At 71.8% G+C, this 26,718-nt stretch carries 22 protein-coding genes; 10 read left to right on the plus strand and 12 right to left on the minus strand.

Annotated elements, in window-relative coordinates:
• Positions 1-80: 80 nt before the first annotated feature.
• Positions 81-1,244, minus strand: coding sequence for an OmpA family protein (locus EFJ44_RS04460; RefSeq protein WP_125256087.1), 1,164 nt, complete (start codon positions 1,242-1,244; stop codon positions 81-83).
• A gap of 139 nt (positions 1,245-1,383) precedes the next feature.
• Entirely contained in the window at positions 1,384-2,043 is a 660-nt protein-coding gene (locus tag EFJ44_RS04465; RefSeq protein ID WP_125255956.1) for an acylneuraminate cytidylyltransferase family protein, read from the minus strand.
• A gap of 77 nt (positions 2,044-2,120) precedes the next feature.
• Here EFJ44_RS04465 and EFJ44_RS04470 point away from each other — a divergent pair, with 77 nt between their 5' ends.
• Genes EFJ44_RS04470 through EFJ44_RS04485 form a run of 4 tightly spaced genes read left to right on the plus strand, consistent with a single transcriptional unit; the run spans position 2,121 to position 7,128 of the window.
• Positions 2,121-2,900 (plus strand): ABC transporter permease, encoded by a 780-nt coding sequence (locus tag EFJ44_RS04470; protein WP_241209672.1) that lies wholly within the window; start codon positions 2,121-2,123, stop codon positions 2,898-2,900.
• A 24-nt stretch (positions 2,901-2,924) separates the two neighbouring features.
• On the plus strand, positions 2,925-4,106 hold the full coding sequence (locus EFJ44_RS04475) for a KpsE/RkpR family capsule polysaccharide export protein (RefSeq protein WP_206426859.1): 1,182 nt from the start codon (positions 2,925-2,927) through the stop codon (positions 4,104-4,106).
• Positions 4,103-4,780, plus strand: a complete 678-nt coding sequence (locus EFJ44_RS04480) for an ABC transporter ATP-binding protein (RefSeq protein ID WP_125255957.1) — start codon at positions 4,103-4,105, stop codon at positions 4,778-4,780. Before EFJ44_RS04475 ends, EFJ44_RS04480 begins: the two co-directional genes overlap by 4 nt.
• A complete protein-coding gene (locus tag EFJ44_RS04485; RefSeq protein ID WP_164511843.1) occupies positions 4,777-7,128 on the plus strand; it encodes a glycosyltransferase in 2,352 nt (783 codons plus the stop codon). The genes EFJ44_RS04480 and EFJ44_RS04485 overlap by 4 nt, the downstream gene beginning before the upstream one ends.
• A gap of 9 nt (positions 7,129-7,137) precedes the next feature.
• On the opposite strand, the gene EFJ44_RS04490 is transcribed toward EFJ44_RS04485, so the two are convergent.
• Positions 7,138-11,349, minus strand: coding sequence for a DUF4214 domain-containing protein (locus tag EFJ44_RS04490; protein ID WP_125255959.1), 4,212 nt, complete (start codon positions 11,347-11,349; stop codon positions 7,138-7,140).
• 120 nt (positions 11,350-11,469) lie between these two features.
• On the opposite strand from EFJ44_RS04490, the gene argB reads away from it, so the two are divergent.
• The 3 genes from argB to dapD are packed head-to-tail and all read left to right on the plus strand — an operon-like array spanning position 11,470 to position 13,900.
• Complete coding sequence (gene argB / locus EFJ44_RS04495; protein WP_125255960.1) at positions 11,470-12,396, plus strand: acetylglutamate kinase; 927 nt, start codon at positions 11,470-11,472, stop codon at positions 12,394-12,396.
• Entirely contained in the window at positions 12,393-13,052 is a 660-nt protein-coding gene (locus tag EFJ44_RS04500) for a pyrimidine 5'-nucleotidase (protein WP_125255961.1), read from the plus strand. The genes argB and EFJ44_RS04500 overlap by 4 nt, the downstream gene beginning before the upstream one ends.
• On the plus strand, positions 13,049-13,900 hold the full coding sequence (dapD, locus tag EFJ44_RS04505; RefSeq protein WP_125255962.1) for a 2,3,4,5-tetrahydropyridine-2,6-dicarboxylate N-succinyltransferase: 852 nt from the start codon (positions 13,049-13,051) through the stop codon (positions 13,898-13,900). The genes EFJ44_RS04500 and dapD overlap by 4 nt, the downstream gene beginning before the upstream one ends.
• A 13-nt stretch (positions 13,901-13,913) precedes the next feature.
• Here the strand turns inward: dapD and fba are convergent, their stop codons facing one another.
• The 7 genes from fba to EFJ44_RS04540 form a co-directional block, all read right to left on the minus strand.
• A complete protein-coding gene (gene fba, locus EFJ44_RS04510; protein ID WP_125255963.1) occupies positions 13,914-14,999 on the minus strand; it encodes a class II fructose-bisphosphate aldolase in 1,086 nt (361 codons plus the stop codon).
• A 110-nt stretch (positions 15,000-15,109) separates the two neighbouring features.
• Positions 15,110-16,306, minus strand: coding sequence for a phosphoglycerate kinase (locus tag EFJ44_RS04515; protein ID WP_125255964.1), 1,197 nt, complete (start codon positions 16,304-16,306; stop codon positions 15,110-15,112).
• Complete coding sequence (locus EFJ44_RS04520) at positions 16,303-16,638, minus strand: hypothetical protein (protein WP_125255965.1); 336 nt, start codon at positions 16,636-16,638, stop codon at positions 16,303-16,305. The genes EFJ44_RS04515 and EFJ44_RS04520 overlap by 4 nt, the downstream gene beginning before the upstream one ends.
• A gap of 32 nt (positions 16,639-16,670) precedes the next feature.
• Positions 16,671-17,678, minus strand: a complete 1,008-nt coding sequence (gap, locus tag EFJ44_RS04525; RefSeq protein ID WP_125255966.1) for a type I glyceraldehyde-3-phosphate dehydrogenase — start codon at positions 17,676-17,678, stop codon at positions 16,671-16,673.
• 104 nt (positions 17,679-17,782) lie between these two features.
• A complete protein-coding gene (locus EFJ44_RS04530; protein WP_125255967.1) occupies positions 17,783-19,075 on the minus strand; it encodes a S41 family peptidase in 1,293 nt (430 codons plus the stop codon).
• Complete coding sequence (locus EFJ44_RS04535) at positions 19,075-20,658, minus strand: ATP-binding protein (RefSeq protein ID WP_125255968.1); 1,584 nt, start codon at positions 20,656-20,658, stop codon at positions 19,075-19,077. The genes EFJ44_RS04530 and EFJ44_RS04535 overlap by 1 nt, the downstream gene beginning before the upstream one ends.
• Positions 20,655-21,362, minus strand: coding sequence for a response regulator (locus tag EFJ44_RS04540; RefSeq protein ID WP_206426860.1), 708 nt, complete (start codon positions 21,360-21,362; stop codon positions 20,655-20,657). The genes EFJ44_RS04535 and EFJ44_RS04540 overlap by 4 nt, the downstream gene beginning before the upstream one ends.
• Positions 21,363-21,491: 129 nt before the next feature.
• Between EFJ44_RS04540 and EFJ44_RS04545 the strand changes: the two genes are divergently transcribed.
• The 3 genes from EFJ44_RS04545 to EFJ44_RS04555 are packed head-to-tail and all read left to right on the plus strand — an operon-like array spanning position 21,492 to position 24,722.
• Complete coding sequence (locus EFJ44_RS04545; RefSeq protein ID WP_125255970.1) at positions 21,492-22,211, plus strand: EF-hand domain-containing protein; 720 nt, start codon at positions 21,492-21,494, stop codon at positions 22,209-22,211.
• A 55-nt stretch (positions 22,212-22,266) separates the two neighbouring features.
• Complete coding sequence (locus tag EFJ44_RS04550) at positions 22,267-23,499, plus strand: S41 family peptidase (protein ID WP_125255971.1); 1,233 nt, start codon at positions 22,267-22,269, stop codon at positions 23,497-23,499.
• Positions 23,496-24,722 (plus strand): S41 family peptidase, encoded by a 1,227-nt coding sequence (locus EFJ44_RS04555; RefSeq protein ID WP_125255972.1) that lies wholly within the window; start codon positions 23,496-23,498, stop codon positions 24,720-24,722. The genes EFJ44_RS04550 and EFJ44_RS04555 overlap by 4 nt, the downstream gene beginning before the upstream one ends.
• On the opposite strand, the gene purT is transcribed toward EFJ44_RS04555, so the two are convergent.
• Positions 24,719-25,915, minus strand: coding sequence for a formate-dependent phosphoribosylglycinamide formyltransferase (gene purT, locus EFJ44_RS04560; RefSeq protein WP_125255973.1), 1,197 nt, complete (start codon positions 25,913-25,915; stop codon positions 24,719-24,721). The two genes, EFJ44_RS04555 and purT, sit on opposite strands and share 4 nt — an antisense overlap.
• On the minus strand, positions 25,912-26,679 hold the full coding sequence (locus tag EFJ44_RS04565; RefSeq protein ID WP_125255974.1) for a hypothetical protein: 768 nt from the start codon (positions 26,677-26,679) through the stop codon (positions 25,912-25,914). Before EFJ44_RS04565 ends, purT begins: the two co-directional genes overlap by 4 nt.
• Between the last annotated feature and the right edge of the window lie 39 nt (positions 26,680-26,718).

A 26,718-nucleotide genomic window follows, 5' to 3' on the forward strand; every position in this document is an offset into this window, starting at 1 on the left:
TCCGAAACGGCGAAGGGCCCGCCGGAGTGATCCGGCGGGCCCCTGCTTCAGTCTTTCGACGTGGCTTCCGTGCTTGGGGCTCAGAAGTTGATGTCGATGGTGGCGCGGCGGTTCAGCGGCTCGCGGACGCCGTCGGCGGTCGGACGGGCCAGCTCGCGCTCGCCGCGGCCGTCGACGCGCAGGACGCCGGAGTTGACGCCGCGGGCGACCAGGGCGTCGGCCACGGTGCGCGAGCGGCGCATGGCGAGGCCTTCGTTGTACTGGGCCGAGCCCGAGGTGTCGGCGTGACCGACGACCAGGATCGAGGTCGGACGACCCGAGGCGGCGTACTGGGCGGCCTGGGCGATCACGTTGTTGGCGTCGGCCGACAGGGCGGTCGAATCCCACTCGAAGTAGACCACGAACTGGCGGGGGGCCGGACGCGGCGGCTGCGGCGGGGTCGGCGGCACCGGGGCCGGCGGACGCACGACCGGCGGCGGCGGAACGACCGGCGGCAGCGGCGGCGGCACGACGACCGGCTCGGCGCCGAAGGCCCAGCGCAGGCCCAGGGTCAGCGAGTGGTCCTCATACGGGCCCTCGAAGTTGCCGAAGTTCACCGGACCCGAGGCGATCGAGTCGAACTCGAAGTCGGTCATCAGGTAGCGGTAGGTCAGGTCCAGGTCGAGACGCTCGCCCAGAGCCATCGACACGCCGGCCAGGGCCTGCGCCGCCAGCTTGGCGGAGGAGTCGTCGGCCGCGATGGTGAAGCCGCGCTGGCCTTCCTGGGTGCCGATGAAGTCCGTGTTGATCCGCGCCACGCCGGCGCCCAGACCCACGAACGGACGGATGCCCCAGCTGTCGTCGCCGAAGTCGTAGATCACGTTGACCATCAGCGTGGCCGCGTCGATCGTGCCGTCCGGGCCCTCGCAGGCGCCGGCCGGGCTCGGCTGGCAGATGCCGGTCGGCAGACCGCCGCCCAGCTTGTCGACCGTCTCGATGTCGGCGCCGCGATAGCCGCCTTCCAGCTCCACGCGCCAGTTCTGGTCGAAGCGGTAGCCCAGACGGCCGAACGCCGCCCAGTCCTCGGCCAGCTCGAACTCATATTCCGAGCCCGTGCCGTCGAAGTCCCACGCCGACGCGTCGGCCTTGTGCCAGCCCGCGTCGATCGCGCCGTACCAGCCCAGCGGATCCGCCGAAGCCGCGCCGGCCGACAGCGCCATGGCGGCGGCGGCGCCGGACGCCAGATAAATACCCTTGAGACGCATCGGAAATCCCTCAGCCCTGTTCACGATATGTGCGGCGGACACGCCGCCTCACAAGTTGCATACCAGCGCCGACGGCCACGGTCGAGCCAGAACGGCGCCGCTTCGGTTTAGGCGGAAGACCGTGGTTCCGGGGTCACGCTCACCCCAGACGGGCGAACAGAAGGGATTCGCACGCCGCGAACTCCTCGGCGGTGTCGACGTCCCAGGCGCGATCGGCGGGCAGGTCCACGGCCAGACAACCGGGAACCCGGAAGGTCCCGGCGGCGATCACGGCGGCGGGTCGGCCCACGTACACGGCGCCGTTGATTATCCGCACGTCTTCGACCTCGAGCCCGGGCGGCTCCAGCCGACCGTCGGCAAGGCGGCCATAGAAGGCGGGCGGCTTCGGCAAGGGCGAGGTGGCGATCGCGGCCGGCGCGCCGGCGTCCCGACAGGCCCGCACCACGCGATCGACGTCCGCCGCCGTGCGCAGGGGCGAGGTCGGCTGCAGCAGCACGACCAGATCCCAGTCCCCGCCCACCGTACGCAGCGCATGGTCCACGGCGTCGATCACCGAGGCGTCGGGGCCGCTGAGCTCCGCCGGGCGCAGGAAGGGCGGGGCCAGGCCCATCCCGGCGGCGACCTCCGCCACCGCGGGATCGTCGGTCGAGACCACGGTCCGGTCCAGGGTCGCGGCGCCGAGGGCCGCGTCCAGCGTCCAGGCGATCATCGGCCGGCCGGCCATCGGCCGCACGTTCTTGCCCGGCAGCCGCGTCGACCCCGCCCGGGCCGGAATGATCGCGATGGTCCCGTCGCTCATCGTCCAGAGGTGCCCACCGCGCGGGCCGGCGTCAACGGCGGCTTGCGCGCCCCGCCCCGGCCCCGCATCGTGCCGGCGTGAGTTCCGTCCGCGCCCTGCAGTCCCATTCCCGCGTCGTCGGCGCCCTGATGATGCGCGAGCTCATCACCCGCTTCGGCCGGGACGGCCTCGGCTTCCTGTGGCTGGTCGGCGAGCCGCTGCTCTTCTGCCTCGGCGTGCTGGGCCTGTGGGCGCTGATCCGGCCGGAGTACGAGCACGGCGTCCGGCTCGGGCCCATGGTCATGACCGGCTACATGGCCCTGCTGCTGCTCCGGCATCAGATCGGCTGGAGCCTGAACGCCCTCTCGGCCAACCAGGGCCTGCTCATGCACCGCGGGGTGGCCGTGCTGCATCTCTATCTCGCGCGCAATCTGCTGGAGTTCCTCGGCGCCACCGCCGCATTCGCCGCCGTCTACGTCCTGCTGGCGGCCCTCGGCCAGGTCGGGCCGCCGCAGGACTGGACGCTGATGTACGGCGGATGGGGCCTGCTCGGTCTCATGGGCTTCGGCCTGGCCCTGATCTTCGCCGGCCTGGCCCAGAGATATGCCGTCATGGAGCGGATCGTGCCGCTGCTGACCTACGCCATGATCCCGATCTCGGGGGCCTTCTTCATGGTGTCCTGGCTGCCGCCCGCCGTTCAGGAGGCGGTGCTGTGGATTCCCCTGCCGCACGCGGTCGAGATGCTGCGTGCCGGCGTCTTCGGCGAATTCGTGGAAACCCACTGGAATCCCGTCTATGCCTCGGTCTGGAGCGGGATCCTGATCCTTCTGGGTCTGGCCCTGACCGCCGGCGCCCGTGACCGGCTCGAAACGGAGTAGGGCGCGGCCCCGATGGCGGACCCCATGAGCGATCCCGAACGCCCCGCCGCCCCTGTGACCGGCCTCTTTCCCCGCATGGAGGCCGCGCGCCGCCGCTCGCGCCTGCCGTTCTCCGACCGCCGCCTGCCGTGGGGCTTTCTGCTGGTGGTCGCGCTGCCGACGCTGGTCGCCCTCGTCTACTTCCTCCTCGTCGCGTCACCCCGCTATGTGTCCGAGGCGCGCTTCATCGTCCGGGCGGGACAGCAGCCCACGCCGTCCTCCATGGGTCTCGCCCTGCAGGGCGTCGGCCTCGCCCCGGCCCAGACCGACGCCTTCGCCGTCCACGACTGGATGCGTTCCCGCGACGCCGTGGTCGAGCTGCGCGACCGCGCGCGGCTGGAGGCGGTGCTGGGCGCCCCGGGCGCCGACCCGTTTTCGCGCTGGCCCCGCTTCGGAGAGGGGCGTTCGGTGGAGGGCCTTCACCGGGCGTACCGCCGCTTCGTCACCGTCGGCTACGACTCCACCACGGGCATCAGCGTCCTGCGCGTCGAGGCCTATCGGCCGGAGGACGCGCGGCGTCTGGCCGAGAGCCTGCTTCAGGGCGGCGAGCGCCTGGTCAACCGGCTCAACGAGCGCGCCGCCGCCGACGCGGTGGCCGAGGCCACCCGCGCGGTCGACGAGGCCGAGGCGCGGCTGGCGCTGGCGTCCTCGCGCCTGACCGGCTTCCGCAACCGCCAGCGCTTCATCGACCCGCAGGGCGCGGCCGAGGCGGGTGGCCAGGTGATCGTGGCGCTGACCACCCAGCTGGCCACGCTCAGGGCCGACCGCGCCCAGCTGGCCGCCGAGGCGCCGCAGAGCCCGCAACTGCCCAGCCTCGACGGGCGCATCCGGGCTCTGGAACGCCAGATCGCCGCCGAGCGGGCCAAGATCGCGGGCGCCGCCGACAGTCTGGCGCCCCAGGTCTCGGCCTATGAGGACCTCGTGCTGGAACGTCAGTTCGCCGATCGCCAGCTGGCGGAGGCGACCACTGCCCTCGTCGAGGCCCGACAGGAGGCGCGGCGTCAGTCGCTGTATCTGGAACGCGTCGCCGGACCCCTGGCCGCGGACGAGGCGACCCGGCCCCGGCGCTGGCGCTCCATCCTGATCGTCCTGTTGTCCAGCCTGCTGATCTGGGGCGTCGGCCGGCTGCTGGTGCTGGGCCTGCGCGAGCACAGGCAGACGGCATGAGGGCCCTCGGCGCCCCGCCCGGACTGACCGTGCGCGGCCTCGCCAAGGCTTGGCCCAGGGCGGCGCGTCCGGTGTTCGCCGACCTCGACTTCGACCTGGCCCGCGCGGGACGGCTCGCGGTCCTCGGACGCAACGGCCAGGGCAAGTCGACCCTGATCCGCATCCTCGGCGGCGCCTGGACGCCCACGCGCGGCACGGTCGCCTGGCGCATGCGCCCGTCATGGCCGATCGGCTTCGGCGGGGGCTTCCAGGGCAGCCTTTCCGGGCTGGACAACGTCCGCTTCCTGTCGCGCCTCTACGACCGGCCCTTCGAGCGGACGCTGGAGCGCGTCGAGGACTTCGCCGAACTGGGCGCCGAGGCCATGAAGCGGCCGGTCAAGCATTGGTCCGACGGCATGCGCGCCCGCCTCGCCTTCGGCCTGTCGCTGGCGGTCGAGTTCGACTGCTACCTGATCGACGAGGTCGTGGCCGTCGGCGACGCCCGCTTCCAGGAAAAGTGCCGTGTGGAGCTGTTCGATCGCCGCGCCGACCGCGCCTTCGTCATGGCCTCCCACGACGACCGGCTCATCCGCGACCACTGCGACCGCGCCCTGGTGATCGAGGGCGGCAAGGGCCGGGTGTTCGAGGACGTGGGCGAGGCGCTGGACGTCTACGCCTGGCTGAGGGCGGCGTGAGCGAGGCGCTGGCCGAACGCGTCGCCGCCGCCGACGCGGCCCGCGACGCGCGGGACTGGACGCGCGCCGCCCGGCTCTACGCCGAGGCCCTCGAGCTCGACCCGACGCGCGACGACCTCTGGGTGCAGCAGGGCCATGCCCTGAAGGAATCCGGACGCCGCGACGCGGCGGAATCGGCCTATCGGCGGGCGCTCGCCCTCCGCCCCACCGTGGGCGACAGCTGGATGCAGCTGGGGCACCTGATGTCGCTTCAGGACCGGATCGACGAGGCGGCCGAAGCCTATGCCCGGGCCGCGTCACTGGACCGGTCGCTGTCGGACGCCGTCGGGGGTCTGAGAGGGGCGCTGGCGCGCGGCGCGGTCGTGCCGGACGACCTGCGGCGCGAGGCCGCCCGGGCCGTCCGTCCACCGTCGCGGCGAACGCGGCTGTTCTCGGCCGACGCCGCGGCCCTGTCCGGCGCGTTTCAGGAAGCGCTCGACGCCCTCGGCGACGACGCCCCCCGCGACGCCGTCGAGGCGGTTCGGGCCGGGCTGGAGGCCCTGCCCCGTTTGGCGCCGTCCCGGGCCGAGGGACCGATCGCCGTCTTCGACGTATCGGACCTGATCGGCTACTTCGCCCATTCGCGCCTGCCCACGGGCATCCAGAGGGTGCAGATCGAGGTCCTGTCCGCGCTGCTGAACGACCGGCGCACGGAGCCGCGTACCCGGGTCTGCGCCTTCGACGAAACCCGCGACGACTGGGTCGGGGTCCCGCCGGACATGTTCCTGGACATCGCCGAGGCCGCTCTCGGCGGCGGCGACCTGACCGAACCCGGCTGGCGCATGCGGCTCGCGGCTTTGCGCACCGAGCTGGCCCTCGCGCCCGCGCTGGACTTCCCGACGGGCGCCTGGCTGATCAACCTCGGCACCTCCTGGTGGCTGCAGAACTACTTCCTCAAGGTCCGCGAGGCCCAGCGCCGGTTCGGCGTGCGCTACGTGCCCTTCGTCCACGACATGATCCCGGTGATGGCGCCCGAGCACTGCGTCCAGCCGCTGGTGCGGGATTTCGTCAGCTGGGCGCTGGGCGTCTTCGCCCATGCCGACGCCTTCCTGACCAATTCCGAAGCCTCGCGCGCCGACCTGCTGGCCGTGGCCCGCCGGCTGGGCGTGGAGGTCCCGCCCGATCGGGTGCGCGCCGTCCGGCTGGACGCCGACTTCCGCAAGCCGGGTCAGGAGGGGGGAGATTCGGTTCTTGAGCGGCACGGCCTGACGCCCGGCGGCTTCATGCTGTTCGTGTCCACGATCGAGTCGCGAAAGAACCACGTCGAGGCGCTGGCCGCCCTCCAGCGTATGCTGGCGGCCCACGGCCCTTCGAGGACGCCGAAGCTGGTCTGCGTCGGCGGCAAGGGCTGGCTGAACGACGCCGTGTTCGCCCGCCTGCGGTCCGATCCCGCGCTGGCCCGACACGTGCTCATCCTGTCGGGCGTGCCGGACGCCGGGCTGGACCATCTGTACCGGACCTGCCGCTTCACCCTCTACCCCAGCCTCTATGAGGGCTGGGGCCTGCCGGTCACGGAATCCCTCAGCCACGGCAAGGTCGTCCTCGCGTCGAACCGCTCCTCGGTGCCCGAGGCGGGCGGCGACCTGGCGGTCTATTTCCAGCCCGGCGACCTCGACGGCCTGACCGAGGCGATGGAGCGTCTGAGCTTCGACGACGGGTGGCGCGGGTTGCTGGAGCGCCGCATCCGCGAGCGGTTCCGTCCGCGCCCGTGGAGCGAGCTGGGCCGGGACATGCTGGCGGCGATCGACGACTGGGCCGCCGCCGGAGCGGCGTCGCCGCGGGAATGGCCGCTTGCCGTGCCGGGCCGGCTTCACCGTCTGTCGAGGTCGCTGGCGCTCGGGATCGGGCCCGGCGACAGCGCCGACGAGATCTTCCGCGACGGCCCCGGCTGGGCTGCGCCCGAGGCGTGGGGATGCCGGGCGCTGGCCAGCGGCGCCGATCTGGTCTTCCGCCTCGGCCTGCCGAAGGGCACGCCGCTGCGGGTGCATCTGGGCCTGCACGCGCCGGGGGAGGGACGGGCGTACGGCGTCCGGCTGGACCACTGCGCCGCCACGACGGGTCACGTCCTGGCCGATGCGGTGAGATGGGTCGTGCTGGACGCCGTCGCGCCCGGACCCGATGGCCCGATCCGTCTGCGCCTGACCGCCGCCCCGGACGGCCGCGATCCGCATCGAGGAGAACGCGTCGAGATCGGCGTGATCGGATTCATGGTCTGCGCCGCCGACGACCTCACGGCCCGCGCCGATTTCCAGGCCGGAATCGCTTCGGGCGGCTGGGGTCTCCAGCCGCCCGAAGGTCGTCTCGCCTGACCTGACCCCTTACTGGAAGGCGTCGTGGGTCGGCAGCTGGTGCCAGCTGTCCTCGACGTCGAGGGCGGCGGGCTTCAGCGGGTCGGGGGTGAGGGCGGCCATCGCCTCTTCCAGCGCCAGCTCGGCGGGCGAGGCCGCGAACAGGGCGTCGAGGTCCAGACCGGTCTCGGCCGGCAGGATCTGCGCGCCGGCGTCCTTCGGCGTCACCGGCAGGAAGTCGTCGGCGGCGAAGACCGGCAGCTCGCGCGCCACGTCGCCGTCCAGACGGGCCGACAGCCCGGCCCACTCCCGACCGGCGTCGGCCGCCGGCATCGGCAGGAAGGCGTCGTCGTCCAGACCCGGCAGGACCTGCGGTCCGGCGTCCTTGGCGGAGACCGCCGCGTCGTCCGGCAGGCCCGGCAGCACCTGGGCGCCGTCCTCCTTCGATCCGGCGTCGGCCTCCAGCCCCGGCAGGATCTGCGGGCCGGCGTCCCTGGACCCCGAGGCCTCCGGATCGGCCGGCACGGTCTGCGGTCCGGCCCCGTCGTCCTTGCCGTCGTCGTCCAGACCCGGCAGCACCTGCGGCCCGGCCTCGTCGTGGACGATCTTCGCGCCGGTCTCGACCGGGGCCGGGGCGGCGGCCTGCAGCGAGACGCCGCCGACCAGGTTGGGCAGGTACAGGGCGCGGTGCTCGGCCGATTCCGACACCTCGGCCAGCATCTGGGCGCGGGTGATGGTCCCGGCGTTCAGCCCGGCCGTGTAGGCCGCCAGGCCGCCGGCGTCGGCGGCGCGGTTCAGGGCCGCCTGATAGACCGCCTCGACGAACTGGGCGTTGGACAGGCCGCCGTAGCGGGCCTGCCCCTCGGCCGAGGCGAGGAAGGCCGTGGCCACGTCCAGCAGGGTCGCCCCCCCGGCCATCGACGCCCGCCAGGTGACCAGGCCGTTCTCGTCCGGCAGGCGGTCGAACACGGTGTCGAACAACCGCGCCAGGCTCTCGGTCACGGCGTCGCCGACCCACAGGCCGGCCGACAGGGTCGACCAGGTCGCCGTGCGGCTCTCGGCCGACTCGGCGATCACCAGCATCAGGGCCTGACGGGTGTTGCCCGCGTTCAGATAGGCCAGCCAGTCGTTGATCTCGGCGTTGGACGGCTGACGGTCGAAGGCGTTCTGGTACAGCCGCTGGACGTACTGGACGTCGGTCAGGGTCCCGAAGCGGCTGACGAACTCGTCCGAGGTCAGGAAGCGCCGGGCCATCTCCGCCATCGACACCCCGCCCTCCAGCGCGTCCAGCTGGACGTGGAAGCCCTCCGCGTCCGGGGCCCGGTCGAAGGCCGCCGAATACAGCCGCATCAGCTGCGCCGCCTGGCTGTCGGCGTTGAACGTGGTCAGGCCGTCGACGAAGGCCGCCGCCTCGATCCCCGTCAGCGTGTCCGTCCCGCCCTCGCGGCCGCCCGCCACCGTCGTGGAGTTGACCGTCGCATAGCCCTTCCGCGCCCCGGCGTAGCCCGACACGTCGTAGCCGTCGCCGCCGATGATCGCGTCGTTGCCGCCGCGGCCGGTCAGGACGTCGTTGCCCGCGCCGCCGTTCAGCGTGTTGGCTCCGGCATCCCCGCGCATGACGTCGTTGGCGGTGCCGCCGATCACGGCTTCAACGCCGGACACGGTGGAGGCCGTGCCGCCGATGCTGATCGTGCCGGCCGCCAGATCGACGATCACGGCGCCCGCTCCGGTGGCGTTCAGGGTGTCGAAGCCGCCGCCGCCGTTGAAGACGTCGGAGCCGCCCCCGCCCGTCAGGTTGTCGTTGCCCTCGCCGCCGTTCAGCACGTCCGCGCCGACGCCGCCGACGAGGGAGTCGTCGCCGTCGTCGCCGTTCAGGGTCGAGCCGCGCAGGGTGATCGGGACGGGCGTCTGGCTCGGCACCGAGACGTGGATCGTGTAGGTCGCGCCCGCCGGCGGAGCGCCGGTCACCAGGGTGCCGCCGCTGCCGGAGACCCAGCGCGAGATCGAGATGTAGAAGGTCCCGGATTCGGTGGCCGTGTAGGTGATGGCGGAGTCGGTCGAGGCGCCGCCGTCGACGTCGGCGCCCGCCGCGTCGTCGTTGGTGACGAGCACCGTCTGGCTGGGGCCATAAAGCCTCAGCACGGTGTCGAAGCCCGCGCCGTCCACGTCGATGACGATCTGGTCGCCCGCCGTCACGGTGAAGGCGTAGAACTCCTGGGCGCCGTGCGACGTCCCGCGGATCGTCGAGTGGGGCACCGTCGTCGCGTTGCGGATGTCGGCGTTGCTCTGCAGGTCGAAGGTTCCGTTCAGGTCGACCGCCTCGAAGAAGGAGCCGTTGGCCGTGCCCTGGCCCTTCACCACGTCGTCGGCCGCCGACTCCGCCGGCGCGCCCGCGATCAGGGTGTCCGCGCCGCCGCCGCCGTTCAGCGTGTCGATGCCGCCGTTCCCGCGCAGGACGTTGGCGTTCCCGTCGCCGGTCAGCACGTCGTTGTAGGTGGAACCCTGAACGTCCTCGATGCCTGACAGGGTGTCGTTCCCGGCCGCGCCGCTCGCCGTCCCGGTCGCCAGGTTGACGGTCACGCCGCCCGAGGCGAGGCGATAGTCGGCCGTGTCGCGCCCGTTGCCGCCGTTCAGCGCGTCGTTGCCGAGGCCGCCGTCGAGAACGTCGTCGCCCTCGCCGCCGTTCAGCGTGTCGTTGCCAGAACCGCCGTTCAGGACGTCGTCGCCGCCCAGGCCGTTGATGGTGTCGTTGCCGGCCAGACCGCCCAGGTTGTCGGCGAACTCCGTGCCGTTCATCGTGTCGTCGGTCGGATCGCCGGCCACGGTCAGCCCGCCCGTCGGAGCGGCCGCGATGGTCTGGTCGGCGAATTGCAGGAACTCGACGTTGGTGATCGTGTCCGTGCCGTCCGGCCCCGTCACCGTGCCGATCTGGCCGTTCCAGGTGATGGTGTACTGGCTGCGGTTGCCGCTGAACACGACCGTGTCCGAACCCAGGCCGCCGTCGATGACGTCGTTGCCGGCCCCGCCCGTGATCCGGTTGTTGGCCGAGTTGCCGCGGATCTGGTCGGCGCCGTCGCCGCCGATCGCGTTCTCGATCACCGCGCCCATGGCGATCGCCACGTTGCCCACCAGAGCGCCGACGCTGGAGAAGGCGCCCTGCCTCAGGTCGATGACCTGGTTCTGGGCGTAGCCGGAGAAGTCGAAGGTGTCGATGCCGCCCGCATCCCACACCGCGAAGATCAGCAGGCTGGCGCCCGAGGTCGCGCTGAACCAGCTGCGGTCGGCGGTGGAGTTGAAGCCGTAGACGGTGTCGCCGGTCCGCGTCGTCATGTTGGCGCCGTACAGGCGCTGGGCCGCGGCGATGTCGTCCAGCAGCGGCACGGCCGAGTAGTATTGCTGGTTGCCCACGCGGTAGCTGGCGCCCGTGAGCGTCTCGGAGAAGTAGCTCATCAGCGAATACTGACGGCTGTCCTCGAAATAGACCGCGTGCTGGGCGTAGGTGATGCTGACGCCGGGCCCCGCGTTGTAGGCGGCCGGGTGGCTCAGGCCGATGGCGTGGCCGATCTCGTGCGTGAGCACCTGAAGGCCGTACTGCAGCGCGATCGGGGTCGCGTTGTAGCCGAGGCTGTTGTTCACCCAGACGTCGCCCTGGACCGCGCCGGGCAGCGCCGCGGCGACGGAACCGGCCGATCCCGGCAGATAGGCGAAGGCGGCCGCGCCTTCGGCGCCGTCCGCATAGTTGCCGAACAGGATCGTGGCGTTGTTCGAATACTCGCTGGCCGCGTCCTGAACGCGGTTGAACACGATGTTCGCAACGTCGGACCAGGACTGCAGCGCGGCCAGCGTCGCCGCGATCTGGGTCGCGTTGAAGGTGCTGAAGCCCGTCGTGCCCTCGGGCATCGTCGTCGGCGCGGTGCTGCGGAACGCGAACGTGACGGTGACGGGCTGGCCGATGCCGGCCGCCCAGGTCAGGTTCGATCGCGTGATCTGGGCCCCCGCGTCGGCCGGCGAAAGCGAGGGCTTGCCGTTCGGGCCCGTGCCGCCGCGGTCGTCGGCGTTGATGATCGCTCCCTGAGACCCGTCCTCGGCCGCTTCCGCCACGCCATGGAACCGGCCGCATCCGGCGCACAGGCCATAGCTGGAAATGGCGCCGAACAGGTCGGGCGACGCGTCGCCGCCTCCCTCCACGAACGGACCGCTGCGAACGGAGGCCTCGCGGCCCGAGGAGAAGGCGTCGAACATGGTGACCCACCCGGCATGATTACGTCTGGCGAACACCGTATCCCAGATGGACGGAACCACAAGCGCAGCGGTTGTCGCGCGCCGCCTTCCTAAGGCCGCGCCGGTCCGCTATGGGCGCGCATGGACGAGATCGAACGCCAGTCTGAAGAGCGCGGCTGGGCCACGGCCAGGACCCTGGCCGAGGCCTTGCCCTACATCCAGGTCTATGACCGGGAGACCGTGGTCATCAAATACGGCGGACACGCCATGGGCGACTCCGCCGTGGCCAGGCAGTTCGCCGCCGACGTGGTGCTGCTCAAGCTGATGGGCGTGAACCCGGTCGTGGTCCACGGCGGCGGACCCCAGATCAGCGCTATGCTGGACAAGGCGGGCGTCCGGTCGGCCTTCGTCGACGGTCTGCGCGTCACCGACGCCGACACCATGCAGGTGGCCGAGATGGTCCTGTCCGGCGCCGTCAACAAGGAGATCGCCCACTGGATCACCGTGGCCGGCAAGGAGGCCGACGTGCGCGGCATCGGCCTGTCGGGCAAGGACGCGGGGCTGCTGACCGTCGAGAAGACCCGCAGGACCAAGCGGGATCCCGACAGCATGATCGAGCACGAGGTCGACCTGGGCTTCGTCGGCGAACCGACCAGGGTCGACGCCAAACTGCTGACCCGGCTGCTGGAATCCGACGCCGACTGGGTCCCCGTCGTGGCCCCGATCGGCGTGGCGGAAGACGGCCTGACCTACAACGTCAACGCGGACACCGTCGCGGGCGCCCTGGCCGGCGAGTTGAAGGCCAAGCGCATGCTTCTGCTCACCGACGTGCCCGGCGTGAAGGGCGCGGACGGGCAGATCATCCGCCAGATGACGCTGGGCGAGGCGTCGCGGCTGATCGAGGACGGCGTCGCCACCGGCGGAATGATCCCCAAGCTGCAGACCGCCATGGCCGCCGTGCGCGCCGGGGTCGAGGCGGTGGTCATCCTCGACGGTCGTCGGCCCCACGCCATGCTGGTCGAACTGTTCACCGAGACCGGCGCCGGCACCCTGGTGAAGGCGGGATGAGCGACCTGCGGCACGTCACGTCGTGGGTCTTCGACATGGACGACTGCCTCTACCCTCGCGCGCAGGGCGTGATGCGGCTGGTGCAGGAGCGGATCAACGCCTTCATGATGGCCGCCGTCGGCCTGCCGAAGGACGAGGCCCGCGCCCTGCAGCTCCAGTTCCTGAACGAGCACGGCACGACCCTGGCCGGACTGATGGCCAACTACGCCGTCGATCCCGCCGCCTTCCTGCACGACGTCCACGACGTGCCGCTGGATTCGCTGGAGCCCAATCCCGAACTCGCCGACCTGCTGGGCCGTCTGCCCGGCCGCAAGTTCGTGCTGACCAACGGCGCGCGCATGCACGCCGATCGGGTTCTGGCCCGGATCGGCGTGGCGGGCCGCTTCGACGGCGTCTGGTGCATCGAGGACATGGACCTGGTGCCCAAGCCTGCGCCCGCCACCTTCCGCCGGTTTCTGGATCGCTACGACGTCGACCCGCACGCGGCCGCGTTTTTCGAGGACACGCCGCGCAACCTGATGCCGGCCAAGGCGCTGGGCATGGCCACCGTCCTGATCGGCGACGGCCACGGGCACGAGATCGGCGACTGGGTCGATCACCGCGCCGACGACCTGACCGACTTCCTTCGTCCGCTCGCTCTCAGAGACGCCGCATGACCGACCATCTGGAAACCGTGATCGAAGCCGCCTGGGAGGACCGGGCCGACGTCTCGGCCGCGACGCACGGCGAGGTGCGCGACGCGGTCGATCAGGCGCTGGAGATGCTGGATTCCGGCCGCGCCCGCGTCGCCTCGCGCGGCGCCGACGGGACCTGGACCACGCATCAGTGGCTGAAGAAGGCGGTGCTGCTGTCCTTCCGCCTGAACGAGAACGCCCTGATGCGCGCCGGCGATCGCGGCCCCAACAGCGGCGCGCCGGGGATCGGCCCCTACTGGGACAAGGTGCCCAACAAGTTCGGCGACATGACCCCGACGGAGTTCCAGCACGCCGGATTCCGCGCCGTTCCGGGCGCGATCGTCCGCAAGGGCGCGCACATCGCGAAGAACGTGGTCCTGATGCCCAGCTTCGTGAACATCGGCGCCTTCGTGGACGAAGGTTCCATGGTCGACGCCTGGGCGACGGTCGGCTCGTGCGCCCAGATCGGGAAGAACGTCCATCTGTCCGGCGGCGCGGGCATCGGCGGCGTGCTGGAGCCGCTGCAGGCCAACCCGACCATCATCGAGGACGGCTGCTTCATCGGCGCTCGCGCCGAGGTGGCCGAGGGCGTCATCGTGCGCGAGGGCGCGGTCCTGGCCATGGGCGTCTATCTGTCGGGATCGACGAAGATCGTCGACCGCGCGACCGGCGAGGTCTTCCGCGGCGAGGTGCCGGCGTATTCCGTCGTCGTGCCGGGCGCCTTGCCGGACCCCAACGGCGGGCCGAGCCTCTACTGCGCCGTCATCGTCAAGCGCGTCGACGCCCAGACCCGCGCCAAGACCGGGGTCAACGAACTGCTGCGCGACTGACCCCGGCGGCGGCTCAGGCTGCGGCGGCCGACGCCTTGCCGAAGTGCGGGTCCAGTTCGCCCGAGGCATAGCGCTTGGCCATCTGGGCGGTCGACAGGGGCTTGATCCTCGACGCCATGCCCTCGCAGCCGAACTGCTGGAACCGTTCCTGGCACAGCTTCCGCATCGCCTCCTTGGCGGGCTTCAGATAGGCGCGCGGATCGAACTCGCCGGGCTTCTCGGCCAGCACCTTCCGGATGGCGCCGGTCATGGCCATGCGGTTGTCGGTGTCGATGTTGATCTTGCGCACGCCGTGCTTGATGCCGCGCTGGATCTCCTCCACCGGCACGCCCCAGGTCTGGGGCATCTGGCCGCCGTACTGGTTGATTATGTCCTGCAGGTCCTGCGGCACCGAAGAGCTGCCGTGCATGACCAGGTGCGTGTCCGGCAGGCGGCGGTGGATCTCCTCGATCACGTTCATGGCCAGCACCGCGCCGTCCGGCTTGCGGCTGAACTTGTAGGCGCCGTGGCTGGTGCCCATGGCGATGGCCAGGGCGTCGACCTTGGTCTCGCGGACGAAATCCACCGCCTGATCCGGGTCGGTCAGCAGGGCCGAATGATCCAGCTTGCCCTCGAAGCCGTGGCCGTCCTCGGCCTCGCCCATGCCGGTCTCCAGCGACCCGAGCACGCCCAGTTCGCCCTCGACCGACACGCCGCAGCTGTGCGCCATCTGGACGACGCGACGGGTGACGTCGACGTTGTACTCATAGCTGGCGGGGGTCTTGGCGTCCTCTTCCAGCGAGCCGTCCATCATCACCGATGTGAAGCCGTACTGGATGGCGGTGGCGCAGGTCGCCGGCCCGTTGCCGTGATCCTGGTGCATGCAGACCGGGATGTGCGGATACAGCTCGACCAGGGCGTCGATCAGGCGTGCCAGCACCACGTCGTTGGCATAGCTTCGGGCCCCCCGCGACGCCTGGATGATCACCGGTGCGTTGACGGCCTCGGCGGCCTCCATGATCGCCAGGCCCTGCTCCATGTTGTTGATGTTGTAGGCGGGCAGGCCGTAGTCGTTCTCGGCGGCGTGATCGAGCAGCTGGCGCAGGGTGATGCGGGCCATCGCGGGCGTCTCCTGAAATGATCTTGTTCTTGCCGCCGGGCTTAGCGCCACAGGCCGCCGAAGTCACGCAATGTAACAACCCGGCCCGCGGTCCGATCCGTGGTGTGGCCTCAGGTCCGCAGGGCTTCCACGCCCGGCAGGGGCTTGCCCTCCATCCACTCCAGAAAGGCGCCGCCGGCGGTGGAGACGAAGGTCATGTCGTCCGCGACGCCCGCATGGTTCAGCGCCGCGACGGTGTCGCCGCCGCCCGCGACGGCGATCAGCGCGCCGGTGGTCGCCAGCTGGGCCGCCGCCTGCGCCGCCTTGACCGTGGCGGCGTCGAACGGCGGCACCTCGAACACGCCCAGCGGGCCGTTCCAGATCAGGGTGCGCGACAGCGCCATGCCCTTGACCAGCTTCTCGACGGTCAGCGGTCCCGCATCCAGGATCTTCTCCTCGTCGCCGATCTCCTCGCGGGCCAGGACGGTGCGGGTCTCCGCGCCCGGCTTTACCTCGGTGGCGACCACCACGTCGATCGGCAGCAGGATCTCGCAGCCCCGGGCCTCGGCCTCGGCCAGGATCTCGCGCGCGGTGTCGGCCATGTCGCGCTCGGCCAGCGAGCCGCCGATGTCGATTCCTTGCGCGAACAGGAAGGTGTTGGCCATGCCGCCGCCGATGGCCAGGCGGTCCAGCTTGCCGACCAGGTTCTTCAGCAGGTCCAGCTTGGTCGAGACCTTGGCCCCGCCGACGATGCCGATCACCGGCTTGACCGGGTTGCCCAGCGCGGCGTCCAGCGCCTCAAGCTCCCGACGCATGCTCTCTCCGGCATAGGCGGGCAGCAGGCGCGCCAGTCCCTCGGTCGAGGCGTGGGCCCGGTGCGCTGCGGAGAAGGCGTCGTTGACGTACAGGTCACCGACCTCGGCCAGCTGCTGCGCGAAGGCCGGATCGTTCTTCTCCTCGCCCGCGTGGAAGCGCACGTTCTCGAGCAGGATCACCCCGCCCGCGTCCAGCTCCGCGACCGCCGCCTTGGCCGCCTCGCCGACGCAGTCCTCCGCGAACCGCACCGGCGCGCCCAGCAGGTCCGACAGCGGCTGCACGACGGGCCGCAGGCTCATCTCCGGCACGACCTTGCCCCTGGGCCGGTCGAAATGCGCCAGCAGCGCCACCTTCGCCCCCGCGTCCCGCAGCCGCTGGATCGTCGGCAGGGCGGCGCGCAGGCGCGTGTCGTCGGTCACCTTGCCCCCCTCCATCGGCACGTTGAAGTCCACGCGCACCAGCGCGATCTGTCCGGCGAGATCGGAGGCGTCGTCGAGGGTGCGGAAGGTCATTTGGCCAAATTGCTCCAAATCTCAGCCTGCCCTGGGCTCAGAGTTTCGTAGAAGACTTCCCCTTCCCTAGGGCCGGGGATCAGGTCCGCAGCGAAGCTTGCCGCTCCGGCTGTGAGTGCCAGACCGAGAAAGATCCAGCGAGCGCGTCCTCGATGAAGCCGCGCGAGTTGGAAAATCGCCGCGAGCCAGACCCCGCCTATGAGGCCCAGAATAGTCGGAACAGTCCAATCGAGGACATAGGACTTCGGCTGGAAGGAGAACCACATGGCGTGGCCGACAGCGTAGAGCGCGCCGCCGGCGAAGGCGCCGAGCAGAACTACGACGATGGACACTGGCCAGAGCCAGCGCCGTCGCCCGGCTCCCCTCACAGGAACTTCGCCATCTCCAGCGCGGTGTCGCTCATGCGCGTGGCGAAGCCCCACTCGTTGTCGTACCAGCTCAGCACGCGGGCCAGTTTGCCGTCGACGACCTGGGTCTGGGGCAGGGCGGCGGTGCTCGACGCGGAGACGTGGTTCAGGTCCATCGACACGACCGGGTCGTCGGTCGTGTGCAGCACGCCCTTCATCGGGCCGTCGGCCGCGGCCTGAAGCGCCTTGTTGATCTCGTCGGCGGTCACTTCGCGGCCGGCCACGACCTTAAGGTCGACGACCGAGACGTTCGGCGTCGGCACGCGGATCGACGAGCCGTCCAGCTTGCCTTTCAGTTCCGGCAGGACGAGGCCCAGCGCCTTGGCCGCGCCGGTCGAGGTCGGGATCATCGACAGGCCGGCGGCGCGGGCGCGGTAGAGGTCCTTGTGCATGGTGTCCAGCGTCGGCTGGTCGCCGGTGTAGGCGTGGATCGTGGTCATGTAGCCGCGCTCGATCCCGAACAGGTCGTGCAGCACCTTGGCCACCGGGGCCAGGGCGTTGGTGGTGCAGCTGCCGTTCGAGACGATGATGTCGTCCTTCGTCAGGGTCTCGTGGTTGACCTTGAAGACGATGGTCTTGTCGGCGTTCTCGCCGGGGGCGGAGATCAGCACGCGCTTGGCGCCGGCCTTCAGGTGGGCCTCGGCCTTGTCGCGGGCGGTGAAGATGCCCGTGCACTCGAACGCGATGTCCACGTTCAGGTCCTTGTGCGGCAGGTTCGCCGGGTCGCGCTCGGCCGTGACCTTGATCTTGCCCAGACCGACGTCGATCCAGTCCTCGCCCGAGGTGACCGTGCCGGGGAAGCGGCCGTGGACGCTGTCGTACTTCAGCAGGTGGGCGTTGGTGGCCACCGGGCCCAGGTCGTTGATCGCCACCACCTCGACGTCGCGACGGCCGTGCTCGACGATCGAGCGCAGGACGAGACGGCCGATGCGGCCGAAGCCGTTGATGGCGACGCGGACGGTCATGGTGGGGGCTCCCGAGGCTGTGAGGTTCGTTGGGCGCCTCAATGGAACCGCGACGCCCGGGGATCAACCCCGGACGCGTAACAAGGCGTGATCGACTGTTTCGCTCAGGGCGTCCGCCGCACCCGCGACGACGGGCCGTTGACCCCCGTCAGGTCGAAGCCGGTGACCGCGCCCGACCCGTCGCGCAGGAAGACCACCCTCATGCCCGGTTCGCCCGCCCGCATGAAGACGTCGCCGCCCAGCGGGACCAGCCTCCACGCCGGCCGCCGTCCGCGGATCGCCCGCAGGCCCTCGACGTCCGCCGTGAGCGTCCAGTCGCCGTAAGCGCCGACGTAGGCCGCGAGATCGACCTCGACAGGCTCCGCGCGCAGCGCCTGCGCCGCCCACTGCGCATCCGTCCGGCCCGGCTCCTTCTCCAGGATCGCGTCCAGCGCCAGCAGGTGCGCCGTCTCCAGCGCCCGGTCCCAGGGCGTCGGCACGTCGGGGACCACGCCGGTCCCCTCCCAGTTGCCGCCGGTCAGCGGGTTCTTCGGCGACCCCGCGGACACGAACACCAGGAATCGCCCGCCGACCGGGACCATGCCGCCGGGGTTCGCCGCGCCGCCCGAAGCCTCGCCGACGACGGTCGCCCGATCCGCCGCCTGCAGGGTGTAGGGGAAGGCCTCGCCCGCCGACCCCGTCCGCCCGCTGGTCAGGACATAGACCGGCACGTCCGGCCGCGGCGCGGGGTGGAAGACCTCCGGCGCCTCGCGCGTCGTCCCTTCGCGGCTGTGGAAGACGTTGTAGACGTCGCGATCCGGCCCGACGAAGGCGCTGACCAGATAGCCGACCATCGACGGCGCCCCGCCGCCGTTATCGCGCAGATCGACGATCACCGCGTCGGTCCCCGACAGGAAGTCCAGCACGGCGTCGGCCCGCCTGCGCGCCGGATCGTCCGCGTCGCCGAAGAAGATGTTGGCGAACGACTTCATCTCGACATAGCCGACGTTCCCCGGAAGGATCCGGACGTCCGTGAAGCCGAAGTTGCCGCGCACCACCGCCGGCGGCGGCGCGGGCGGGGGACCGCCCTCAGACGGGCGGCGCAGACCGGGGCGAGGCAGGGGCGGGGCCGTCTCCGGCGCCTCGGGATCCCAGACGACGTTGAAATGGGCGTCCTCGGGCTTCAGCCGCCGCGTCAGGCTGGTCGCCAGGTCGCGCGGATCGGTCAGGGCGTCGAACGCGCCCGACGCGGCCTCGGCCTCCAGTTCGTCGGCGATGCGGTCGCCCTTGGCCGGATCGAAGTAGACGCCGCGGACCGCCCCGGCGACGGCGGCCACCGTCTCGCGCGGCGGCGGCGCCTCCTGGGCGAGGGCGGGTCCGGCCCACGTCAGGGCGCAGGCGACGATCAGGGCGCGCATCAGGCGGTCTCCTCGTGAAGCGGCAGGGTCAGTTCGGCGGACAGGCCGCCCTCCGGGCGGTTCTTCACGTTCACGTCGCCGCCGTGGGCGCGGGCGGCCTGCCGCGCCACGGTCAGGCCCAGTCCGGCGCCGCCCGTCTGGCGGCTGCGGCTGGGCTCCGCGCGGTGGAAAGGCTCGAACACGGCCTGAAGCTGGTCCTCGGGCAGGCCCGGCCCGTCATCCTCGACGCGCACCACGGCGCGGCCGTGCGAAACCTCGGTCGAGACCCTTGCCGACCCGGCGTATTTCAGCGCGTTGGCGATCAGGTTGGCGACGGCCCGACGAACGGCCGTCGGATCGGCCCGCACCCGCAGTTTCGGACCCGCCTCGAAGGTCACGCCCTCACCGGTCTCGGAGAAGCCGCGCGCGCAGTCGCCGGTCAGGGCCGTCAGGTCGAAGGTTTCCACCCGCTCCGGCGGCGCCTCGCCACGGACGTAGGCCATGGCCTGGGCGATCAGGGCGTCCATCTCCTCGACGTCGCCGGCCATCTTGTCACGCAGGGCCTCGGGCGCCTGTTCGGCCCGGAAACGGAGGCGGGTCAGGGGCGTCCGCAGGTCGTGGGCGATCGCGGCGACCGTCTGGGTCCGTCGCCGCATGTGATCGCGAAGGGACGCCTGCATGTCGTTGAAGGCGTCGATGGCGGTCCGCACTTCCGACGGCCCGGACGGCGTCAGGGGTTCCGCGTCCGGGTTCGCGCCCAGCCGTTCCGCGGCCGCCGCGAACACCCGGATGGGCCGCGTCAGCCGCCGCGCCATCCACCATGTCAGCGGCGCCAGCAGGAGCAGCGAGATCGCCAGCGCGAGCAGCAGCCGCGACTGCCACGGGGACAGCAACGCCCGCGGCGGCTCCACCGTGGCCCAGCGCCCGTCGTCCAGCCTCAGCGAGGCCGAAAAGGGCGCGAACGTCAGCCGGTCCGCCGTCACGGTGAAATGCCGCACCTCGGAGCCGTCGATCACTACCGTGCCGGCCGTGGGATGGCCGGCGTGGCGCGGCGGGACGGGCACGAGAGCGACCGGCGCCGGCGGCCGGGGGGCCTCGGGCGCCTCGCTCCACACGCCCTCCACCTCCGGCGGCCGGGGCGGCGGCGGCGGGGCGGGCGGCGCGACCGGGGCAGGCCCGGCGTCGCCCTTGCGCAGGACGTAGACGCTGCTCTCGGCGACCCGGGCCCGGGCCTCCATTCCGGCGGGCAGGCGGCGCTTGAACTCGTGCGGGCCGTCGGCCAGCAGCACGCGCACGTCCTCCGGCCGGGCGTCCAGCCGGGCGGCCAGCGCCGCGCTCAGGCCGGCCTCCATCGGGTCGCGGGTCCCGTCCGCGGCGGCCGCCACCGGCCGGGCGTCCAGCCGCCGCGTCAGCCGCTTGCCGTCGGCGGTGCGCGCGGGGCGGCCCTCCAGGGCGTCGGCGGCGGCCTGCAGGCTGAAGCCCGCCGGCGGCGGGTCGGGCGACAGCAGGACGACGGCGAAGGCGACGGCGTGCGACAGCATCACGGCCGCGGCCGCCAGCGCCGCCACCTGGACGAAGACGGGCAGGGCGCCGGACCGCCTCACCGCCGCGTCACCTTCGCGTCGAAGCGATAACCCTCGCCGCGCAGCGTGTGGATCAGCTCCAGTCCCGAGCCGTCGTCCAGCTTGCGCCGTAGCCGGCTGATGGAGACGTCCACCGCCCGGTCGAAGACGTCGGCGTCCTGCCCCCGCGCCTTCTCCAGCAGCTGGTCGCGCGTGAGCACCCGGCCGGCGCCTTCCGCGAAGGCGCGCAGCAGGGCGAACTCGCCCGCCGACAGCACCACGTCCTGGCCGTCAGGCCGCGTCAGCGAGCGTCGCATCAGATCCAGCCGCCAGCCGGCGAACCACAGGGCCGGACTTGCGTCGCCGGGCCCGGCCTCGCGCGGGCGACGCAGCACGGCCCGGATCCGCGCCAGCAGCTCGCGCGGATTGCACGGCTTGGGCAGATAGTCGTCGGCGCCGAGCTCCAGACCGACGATGCGGTCAGTGTCCTCGCCCATGGCCGACAGCATGACGATCGGCGGGCCGGCGCCGGCCAGCCGGCGCACGACCGACAGGCCGTCCTCGCCCGGCATCATCACGTCCAGCACGATCAGGTCCGGCCGCCTCGCCTGCAGCGCCCGGTCCATCTCGGCGGCGGAAGCCACGCCCTCGGCCTCATAGCCGTGGCGGGACAGGTAGTCGGTCAGCACCTCGCGGATGCCGGGGTCGTCGTCGACCACGAGGACGTGCGCGGAAACGTCGGTCATCGGCGGCATCATGGCCGCCCTTCGCGCCCGCGTCATTTCAGCGGTGAAACAAATCCGCGCGGGGATGAAACACGGGCGCAAGCGTCGCATGGTGGTCTCGGCTGACCGCGAACCCTCTCAGGATCCGACATGCTGTTCTCCCTGCCCCTCGCCGCCGCGCTGACCCTGGCCGTGCAGGATCCGCCGCCCGCTCCGCCCGCTCCGCCGGCTCCGCCTGCGGTCATGATGTTCAAACACGGTCCCGGCCTCGACAAGGACGGCGACGGCTTCGTCTCGCGTGAGGAGTTCGCCGCGCCCATGACCGATCACTTCGCGCAGATGGACAAGGACGGCGACGGCCGGCTGTCCACCGACGAGCTGCACGCCATGGGCCCCGGCGAGCACGACGTCATGATCCGGCATGCCGGACCGATGGTCTGGACCCGCGGTCCCGTCGTGACCGGCGACGGCGAGCGCCGCCACGTCTTCGTCATGGGCGGCCCGGAAGGCGGCGAGACCCGCACCTGGACCAGCGAGGACGGCCGCGAGGTCCGCGTCGAGACCGTCGTCATGCGCGGCGGCCCCGGTGCCCCGCCGATGCCGCCGCATCCCCCGCACCCGCCCCACGCCCCGGGCGCTCCGGTCATGATCCACCTTGAGGGCGGTCCCGAGGCCACCTTCTTTCGCGGTCCGGCCGAGCTCGACGCGAACGGCGACGGCCGCGTCACCGAAGAAGAATTCCTCGCTCCCATGCGCGAAGGATTCCGCAAGATGGACGCGGACGGCTCCGGCGCCCTGGAGGAGGGCGAGCGCGGTCACGGCGACGTCCGGGTGATCACCCGCCGGCAGGGCGCCCCCGCCGCCGAATGAGGCCGTGCGCGGTCCCGCTTGCGGGCGGGGCCGCGCCGACCTTATCGTCCGGTCCATGACGTCCGGACGCCGAACCGACATCCTGCGGGCCGCCCTGATTGGGGCGGCCTTGCTGGGCGCGCCCGTCGCCCATGCGCAGGAGACGGCCTCCGCCGCCGCCTCAGCCGCCGACGACGCCCAGCGCCGCGGCCTCAACGCCCGGGTCTTCGACCGGGTCTGGACCGAGGTGAAGCGCGAATACTACGATCCCTCGCTGAACGGCGTGGACTGGGAGGCGGCCCGCGACGTCTGGCGGCCGCAGGCCCTCGCCGCCACCGACGACGGCCAGCTGTACGCCGCCATCAACGGCATGCTCGATCTGCTGGACGACGCGCATGCCCAGGCCTCGTCGCCCGCCTCGGTGCGGCGGCAGAACGCCCAGCACCGCGACCGCGCCGTGCTCGGCGTCACGGTCGCCCGTCAGGACGACGGCGGCTACCGCGTCGAGGCCGTGCGCGACGGCTCGGCCGCGGCCGACGCCGGGGTCCGGATCGGCTGGCGTCTCGTCACCGACGCCGGCGGCTGGACGCCCGACCACGACGTGGTGGAGGGCAGGCCGGTCCACGTCGTCTTCGCCGACGGCGAGGCGCGCCACGCCTTCGACCTCACGCCGCGCGTCATGCCGCCGATCCCGGTGTTCACCGCGGACCGCTCGCGCCCCGGCGTGCTGGTGCTGCGCGCCCGCGCCTTCGACCCCGGCATGGGGCGCTGGATGGGCGAGGAGCTGCGCGACCTGCCGCCCGAGACCGACGTCGTTCTGGATCTGCGCGCCAACGCCGGCGGGCGCCTGTGGGAAGCCGAGGCCGTGCTGTCCTGCTTCCTGCCGCACGACATGCCTTGGGCCTGGCGCACGGGTCGGGGGGCCCCGCGCCGGCTGCTGAAGACGACCGCCCCCTGCGGGTCTCTGGAGGCCCCGATCCCGAACGACCTCGCCGTGCTCGTGGGGCCGGCCAGCCGCTCGGCCGCGGAGCTGACTCCCGCCGCCCTGCAGGAATCCGGTCGCGCCGTCATCGTCGGCGCCCCGACGTCCGGCGCCGTCCTGATCTCGCTGGACACAGACCTGCCCGACGGCGGACGCCTGACCCTCAGCCGCGCCGACTTCGTCACCATCTCGGGCGTCCGTCTGGAGAAGCGGGGCGTCCGGCCCGACGTGATCACCGCCACCTCGGACGAGGCGCTGGACGCCGCGGTCGCCGCCCTGGCCGATCCGGTGGAAGCCGCCGGCGCCGCAGGGCAGGAGGCGCCGTGATCCTGAGGCGGCTCGCGCCGCTTCTCGTCGCCGTCGCCTGGCTGGCGGGGTGCGCCCCGAACCTGCCGTTCGCCGTCGACGGGGTGGTGCCGCCGCCGGTGGTCGTCGCCGACGGCTCGCCCGAGCGTCGCGCACTGAACGCCCGGGTCTACGACGCCGCGGTCGGCTACGTCGCGGAGCATTACTACGACCGTGACCTGCGCGGCGTGGACTGGGCGGGCGAGGCGGCCGCGCGGCGCGAAGCGGCGATCGCTGAACCGACGGAGCAGGGCTTCTACGCCCGCATGCACCCGCTGTTCGACCTGCTGGACGACCGCCACACCAGCGTGACCTCGCCCAGCCGCCGCGCGGAGCTGCACGCCAGCCGTCTGGGTCAGTCGGGCGCAGGTCTCGGCCTGTCCGCGACGCGGATCGGCGACGACTGGATCGTGACCCGCGTGCGGGAAGAGGGCCCGGCCGTCGCCGCCGGCGTTCAGGTCGGCTGGCGTATCGTCACCGTGGATGGACGGCCCGAGCTTCTTGCCGTGACCCCCGCCCTGGGCCGGACCTACGCCTTCGTCTTCGAGGACGAGAACGGCGCGACCCGGGCGATGGACATCACCGCCGTCGACCTCCCGCCGCGCCCGTTGCAAGAGGCGACCCGGCGCGACGACGGCGTGGTGGTTCTCCGGTTCGACCGTTTCGACGACGCCGCGGTCGCGTGGCTGGAGACGCAGATCGCCGCCTTCCAGGCCGATCCGCCCCGCGGCGTGATCCTTGACGTGCGCGACAACGGCGGCGGCCTGCTGGCGTCCCTGGGCCAGATCGTCGCCATGCTGCATCGGGACCAGGTCGCCTATGCCCGCCAGAAGGGCCGCTTCATCGACACGGAATACGTCACCCGTCCGCGCGAGACGGTGTGGACCGGCCCCGTCGCCATCCTGACCGGACCGGCGTCCGGCAGCGCGTCCGAACTTCTGGCGGCCCATCTGCAGGAGTTCGACCGGGGCCTGGTCGTGGGACAGACCAGCGCCGGCGCCGTCATCGGCTCCCGCTACGTCGAATTGGCGGACGGCGGCGTGCTCTCGCTTAGCCTCAACATCATCCTGACCCCGCGCGAGCGCCGTTCGCTTGAGGGGGTGGGCGTGACGCCGGATCTGGTCGTAGAGCCGTCCCTGGCCGACCGGCGCGCCGGCCGGGACGTGGTGCTGGAAGCGGCGGTCGCCGCCCTGCTGGCCGACTAGACGGCGAAGACCTTCACCCGCGACGCCGCCTCGCGCGCCCGTTCGCGGGCCTGGTCCGTCGTATCGCCGCGCGCCGTGGCCACGCCCATGCGCCGCCGCTCGAAGGCTTCCGGCTTGCCGAACAGACGCAGGTCGGCGGTCGGGACCGACAGGGCCTCGGCGACGCCCTCATAGGCCACCCCGACGGCGTCCATGCCGCCGTAGATGACCGCGCTGGCGCCTGTGTCGCGCCGCGTCACGTCGACGGGCAGACCGAGAATGGCGCGGGCGTGCAGGGCGAACTCCGACTGCACCTGCGTCGCCAGCGTCACCAGCCCGGTGTCGTGCGGACGCGGCGAGACCTCGCTGAACCAGACCTCGTCTCCCTTGACGAACAGCTCCACGCCGAACACGCCCAGCCCGCCCAGCGCCTCCGTCACCTTGCCGGCGATGTCCTGCGCGCTTGTCAGCGCCGCGTCCGACATGGCCTGCGGCTGCCAGCTCTCGACATAGTCGCCCTTCACCTGCCGGTGGCCGATGGGATCGCAGAAGTCGGTGGCGAGGGCGCCGTCGCGCATCGAGCGGACGGTCAGCAGGGTGATCTCGAAGTCGAAGTCGATCCGGCCTTCGACGATCACTCGCGCCGCGTCCACGCGCCCGCCGGACTGGGCGTAGGCCCAGGCGTTCCCGGCGTCCTCCAGGGCGTCGATCATCGACTGCCCCTTGCCGCTGGACGACATCACCGGCTTGACGAAGACCGGCAGGCCGATCCGGTGCGCGGCCTCGCGCAGCTCGTCCGCCGAGCCGGCGAAGGCGTAGCGCGACGTCGGCAGGCCCAGCTCCTCGGCGGCCAACCGGCGGATACCCTCGCGGTTCATGGTCAGCTGCGTCGCCCGCGCGGTCGGGATCACAGTCGCCAGACCCGCCGCCTCGATCTCGGCCAGCACCTCGGTGGCGATCGCCTCGATCTCCGGCACGATGAGGTGCGGCGCCTCGGCGAGGATGACGCCGTTCAGCACGTGCGGGTCCGTCATCGGGATCACGTGGCTGCGGTGCGCCACCTGCATGGCCGGCGCGTTGGCATACCGGTCGACCGCGATCACCTCGGCGCCCAGCCGCTGCAGCTCGATGGCCACCTCCTTGCCCAGCTCCCCCGCACCCAGCAGCATGACGCGGACGGCTGTGTTGGAGAGGGGGGTGCCGAGGCGGGTCATTCGATTCCGTATTCCTTGATCCATTCTGCTTCAGCCTCCCGAAGCAGGCCAACAAGCTCGGCTGAAGCCCCCAAGGCTTCCGCCTCGTCGGCGGTAATGAACTGCGCCGAGCCGCACGCCATGGCCGCATGGGGGAGAGAGGCGAAATCCACACCGATGCGCCCGCTGTCCAGCAGCCAAATCGCCAGAGTTTCGTTCGCGGCATCGGAGCCGAAGTAGCCGTCGCATTGCTGAAGCCACGCCCCGTCGGTTTCCGGGGCTGATCGAACCTCGGCGCGATACCATTCAAGCAAGGCCGGTGACAGTGTCGTAGCCGGCATTTGTCCTGGCCATTCCGTGGACGCTGTGATCTCGGCTCCGGGCCACAGAGTCGCCCAATCCGGCACGCCGCCCGTCCTCCGGTCGAACGTCAGGCGGTACAGATCGACGGTCGGATGGGCGCCGCCGCAGTAGTAGCCTTCGTTGATTTCGATCGAGAGAAAGCGAGGGCCCGTGAACAACCGACCGACGGTTCGGGACCATTCAGCATACTGGTGACCTGAGCCCAGACAGTCGGCGCGGTTGCCCAGCGCAGCCTCATCCAGCTGAGTAAATAGGGCATTCAGCGGCTCTGACCCTTCCCCCGTCAGGCGGGGCATCAGCTCGAAATCGGGGTGCGGACCGTCCGGCCAGATCAGGCCGTCGGCGTCGGGCGCCTGGGCGCAGGCGGACAGGGCGGTTGCTGCCGCAAAAACGAGGACGCTTGCGCCCAGACCTAAGTTCAAGCCCCGCATCTTCACTTCCCTGCATCGAGTGACAGCCTA

The sequence above is a fragment of the Brevundimonas fluminis genome (assembly GCF_003934285.1).
GTDB lineage: Bacteria > Pseudomonadota > Alphaproteobacteria > Caulobacterales > Caulobacteraceae > Brevundimonas > Brevundimonas fluminis.